This is a genomic window from Microbacterium sp. UBA837, from assembly GCF_002296025.1.
In the GTDB taxonomy this organism is placed as follows: domain Bacteria; phylum Actinomycetota; class Actinomycetes; order Actinomycetales; family Microbacteriaceae; genus Microbacterium.
The window spans coordinates 1-4282 of record NZ_DBHD01000035.1 but is presented as its reverse complement, the minus strand read 5'-3'; the positions used below and the strand labels follow the sequence as shown (position 1 = coordinate 4282).

General features: G+C 66.5%; 5 protein-coding genes. 4 read left to right on the top strand and 1 reads right to left on the bottom strand.

All coding sequences use genetic code 11. The features are described from left to right. The coding region (locus B3587_RS02685) for an MFS transporter (RefSeq protein ID WP_292726356.1) at positions 1-283 on the top strand (283 nt) is incomplete at its 5' end. Positions 284-292: 9 nt separating this feature from the next. Continuing rightward, entirely contained in the window at positions 293-1522 is a 1230-nt protein-coding gene (locus B3587_RS02680; RefSeq protein WP_292726354.1) for a YihY/virulence factor BrkB family protein, read from the top strand. Positions 1523-1537: 15 nt separating this feature from the next. Here B3587_RS02680 and B3587_RS02675 read toward each other — a convergent pair whose 3' ends face one another. Continuing rightward, the gene (locus B3587_RS02675; RefSeq protein ID WP_292726352.1) at positions 1538-2194 is read right to left on the bottom strand and encodes a DUF1345 domain-containing protein; all 657 of its coding nucleotides are present in this window, start codon (positions 2192-2194) and stop codon (positions 1538-1540) included. Between the two features lie 102 nt (positions 2195-2296). Here B3587_RS02675 and B3587_RS02670 point away from each other — a divergent pair, with 102 nt between their 5' ends. Both B3587_RS02670 and trpS read left to right on the top strand, forming a co-directional pair. Beyond that, positions 2297-3145, top strand: a complete 849-nt coding sequence (locus B3587_RS02670; RefSeq protein ID WP_292726350.1) for an exodeoxyribonuclease III — start codon at positions 2297-2299, stop codon at positions 3143-3145. A gap of 40 nt (positions 3146-3185) precedes the next feature. Then, entirely contained in the window at positions 3186-4190 is a 1005-nt protein-coding gene (trpS, locus tag B3587_RS02665) for a tryptophan--tRNA ligase (protein WP_292726348.1), read from the top strand. Positions 4191-4282 lie beyond the last annotated feature (92 nt).

Sequence of the window (4282 nt, the reverse complement as noted above, 5' to 3'; positions counted from 1 at the left end):
AGCTGGGGCCGCGACCGGCATCCTCATCCCCGTGACCTTCGGCGCCGCCGGCGACCTCTCCCCCGCTCACTCCGACCAGGTGATTGCCCGGGTCAACATCTTCAACTACGCCGGGGCGATCCTCGGAGCCGTCATCGTCGGTCTTCTTGCCGACGGTCCGGGACTTGCCATCGCATTCCTCATCCCTGCGGGGGTCCTCGCAGCCTCCCTCTCGGTGGTCCGCTGGTTCCGCACGGATTCGCGCCACGCTGTCGAAACGGATGCCGCGCGTGAGGCTCGATAACCTGAGAGCGTGAGTTCGCCCGACCGAAACCGCCGCGACACCGCGCGCGCGGCGCAGCAGCAGGAAGAGACCCTGCGGGCCCGGTGGGAAGAGACCCAGGAGCGTCTACTCACACGGTTCGAAGAGCCGATCTCGTTCGCGACGCGAGTCACCAAGCGGACGCTGGCGTGGTTTCCAGTTCGCGTGTGGCGCCACTTCCTGATCGCCAACGGATTCCTGCTTGCCGCCGGAGTGAGCTACCAAGCCTTGTTCGCGATCTTCGCCGCCGTCTACGTCGCCTTCGCACTGGCCGGGCTCTGGCTCGGCGGCAGCGAACAGGCAATCCAGAACCTCATCGACCTCATCAACCAATACGTTCCGGGATTGATCGACAAGGACGGGCCGATCACGCCTGATGCCGTGGCGGAGATCGCGACCAACTCGGCGAGCCTGTTCGGCATCACGGGTGCGATAGCTCTCGTGACGTTGATCTGGACGGCGATCGGCTGGGTGACGTTCTCGCGCCGCGCCGTCCGCGAGATCTTCGTCCTCCCCCCTGACCGGCGGCCGTACCTGCTGCTCAAGAGCGGCGATCTTCTGGCAGCGGCGCTCTTCGGCATCCTGCTGCTGATCGGCGGCGGACTCGGGGCAGTCGGCACCTGGGCACTGGATATCGTGTTTTCGCTCTTCGGGCTCGACACCGGATCGGTGTGGTTCTCGATCGGCGTGCGCACCGCGACCCTTCTCATCTCCTTCGCCATCAACGCCGCAGCCCTGGCCGCGCTCTACCGGTTCCTCACCGGCACGAGCCTGCGGTGGCGCACGATCTGGCCAGGAGCTCTGCTCGCCGGAGCGGCGGTCACGGTTCTTCAGCTCGGGGCCGGGTGGCTGCTCAGCTACACGCCGACGAACGCGCTGCTGGCCACCTTCGCGATCTTCGTCGGTCTGCTGCTGTGGTTCCGACTCATCGGCATCATCATGCTGGTCGGCGCAGCATGGATCGCGATCTCGGCCCGCGACGAGAACATCCCGCTCTTGGAGAAGACCGAAGCGGAGCAACTCGCTGAGGAGCACGCCGCGCTGCTGCTCGCGGCCCAGGTGCGCCTGCGCACCGCACAGGAAGCGCTCGATGCCGCCCCGTGGTACGCGCGGTGGGCAGCGTCCCGGGACGTACGCCGCGCCGAAGAGGAGCTGGCGGAAGTGAAGGCGTCGGCGCCGCCGACGCCCCGCGGACCCAGCGCGCTTGACGGCTTCGTCTGACGCACCGCGCGCCGATCACGAGCCGAACGACGTCAACCGGCTCAGCGCGAACACGATGATCGCCCCGTTGAAGAAAAACGAGATGACGGAGTGCACCGTCATGAGCCATCGGATGCGTGACGAGTACGTCTCGACATCCGATACGGCGAACGTGGTGCCGATCGTGAAGGCGAGATAGGTGAAGTCGACGATCGAGGGTTCCGGAGTTCTCGGGAACCGCAGCGGCGGCTCCGCGGCGGTGCGGTAGCGGTACATGTACCACTGGGCGAAACCCCAGTGCAGAAGGCCCCAGGAGAGCACCATCGCCCAGATCCCGATGAGGCGGAAGATGAGGCCGGTATTCGACCCGTCGTCTGCGATGACGACGGTGATGGCTGCGATCACGCCGATGAGGCTCGGCAGAACCGTCACCGCCACCAAGACGACGCTGACCCAGGCGCTCCGCTCAATCGCAAGGGACTCCGGAACGGGATCTCCGCGGTACGCGAGCACGGCGAGAATCACCATCGCGCCGACGGCATAAGCCGAGCCGGCGATGCACCACACCACGAGCGCCTCGATCGTGTCGTCCGCGATGACAATGAGTCCGGTTGCGGCGACGGCTAGCTGCAGTGCCCATCCGAGGATGAAGAACGTGGCGCGCCCGCGCCTGCTCAGGACGGCTCGTGCCACCGCGACCTCCGGGCTTCGCGACGTCGATCGCGCGCGCCGCGCGTCGTCTCGACGAGCGTAGCGCGGGACCGGGTGTCGGTGACGGCGCCTAGGCTGAAGCGCGTGCCCCGAACCGTCCGCATCGCCTCCATCAACGTCAACGGCATCCGCGCCGCTACCCGCAAGGGAATGCTCGAGTGGATCGACCAGGCAGGTGTCGACATCATGGCCCTGCAGGAGGTCCGTGCGAACGAAGAACAGCTGACGGCGGCCCTTCCCGGGTGGCGGATCGTGCACCATGAAGCGCTCCAAAAGGGCCGCTCCGGTGTCGCGGTAGCGAGCCGGATGGATGCCGGGGCCTTCCGGACAGTGCTCGGCCCAGAACCGCTCGACCAGTCGGGTCGCTGGATCGAGGCTGACTTCGACATCGACGGGGAAACGCTGACGGTGGTGAGCGCCTATGTTCACTCCGGCGAGGACGGCACCCCCAAACAAGATGCCAAGTACGCCTTCTTGGACGCGATGCAGGCACGGCTGCCCCAGCTTGAGGCCCACTCACCACTCGCGCTCGTTATGGGCGACATGAACGTCGGGCACCGCGAGCTCGACATCCGCAACTGGAAAGGCAACCTCAAAAAGGCCGGATTCCTCCCCCGCGAGCGCGCATACTTCGACCGCATCTTCGCTCCCGCGGGCTCCGAGATCGAATGCGTCGACGGATCCAACGGCACCGGACTCGGGTGGGTGGATGTCGGACGCCGCTGGGCCGGCGAGGTCGATGGACCGTACTCATGGTGGTCGAACCGCGGCCAGGCCTTCGACAACGACACCGGGTGGCGCATCGATTACCACCTCGCCACTGCTCCGCTGGCCGAGCGGGTCACGGCGTACCGAATCGACAGGGCACCGTCGTGGGACACCCGCTGGAGCGACCACGCGCCGGTCGTCGTCGACTACACGATCGGCGGGTGAGCGAGACGGCTGCCACATCGCCGCGGCCTAGGATTGTCGGGTGACCAAGCCCCGCCTGTACTCCGGAATGCAGCCCTCCGCCGACTCCCTCCAGATCGGCAACTACATCGGCGCGCTCATGCAGTGGCGGGATCTGCAGGAGGCCTACGACGCGTTCTTCTCGGTCGTCGACCTGCACGCACTGACGCAGCCGAACGATCCGGCCGAGCTGCGTGAGAAGACCCGGCGCACCGCGGCCCAGTACATCGCCGCAGGCATTGAACCGTCGAAGTCGACCCTGTACGTGCAGTCGCACGTTCCAGCGCATGCCGAGCTGGCATGGGTGCTCTCGACGCTCACCGGCTTCGGTGAGGCGGGGCGGATGACCCAGTTCAAAGACAAGTCGCAGCGGTACGGCCAGGATGCGACATCCGTTGGGCTGTTCACCTACCCGGTGCTCATGGCGGCCGACATCCTGCTGTACCAGACCGACATCGTGCCCGTCGGTGACGACCAGAAGCAGCACGTCGAGCTCACGCGAGATCTTGCCGAGCGCTTCAACGGACGATACGGCACCACCTTCCGGGTGCCGATGCCCGTCATTCAGCAAGACACCGCCCGGATCTACGACCTGCAGAACCCGACGGCGAAGATGTCGAAGTCGGCCGAGTCGGATGCCGGCGTGCTGTGGCTGCTGGATGAGCCCGCCAAGAGCGCCAAGAAGGTGATGCGTGCCGTCACCGACAGCGAGGGCTCGGTGCGATACGACCGCGAGAACAAGCCCGGTGTCTCGAACCTGCTCGTCATCTACGCTGCCCTCACTGGTCGGCAGATCCCCGCGATCGAAGACGAGTACGCCGGCCGCGGCTACGGCGACTTCAAGAAGGGTCTCGCCGACGTCGTCGTGAACGAGTTCGAGCCGGTACGGGCTCGAGCGCTGGAATTGCTCGATGACCCCGCCGAACTCGACCGGGTCCTGGCCTCCAACGCGGCGCGCGCTGAGTCCGTCGCGCGCTCGACGCTCGGCGACGTCTACGACCGGATCGGGCTGCTGCGCCGCGCCTGAGAACCCTGCGGCGCCGCCTCCTGCAATTCGCAGGCCAGAGTTCACTCGGCGGCACCAAAGATACCCTTCTGCAGGAGTTAGCGTCGCCTCCG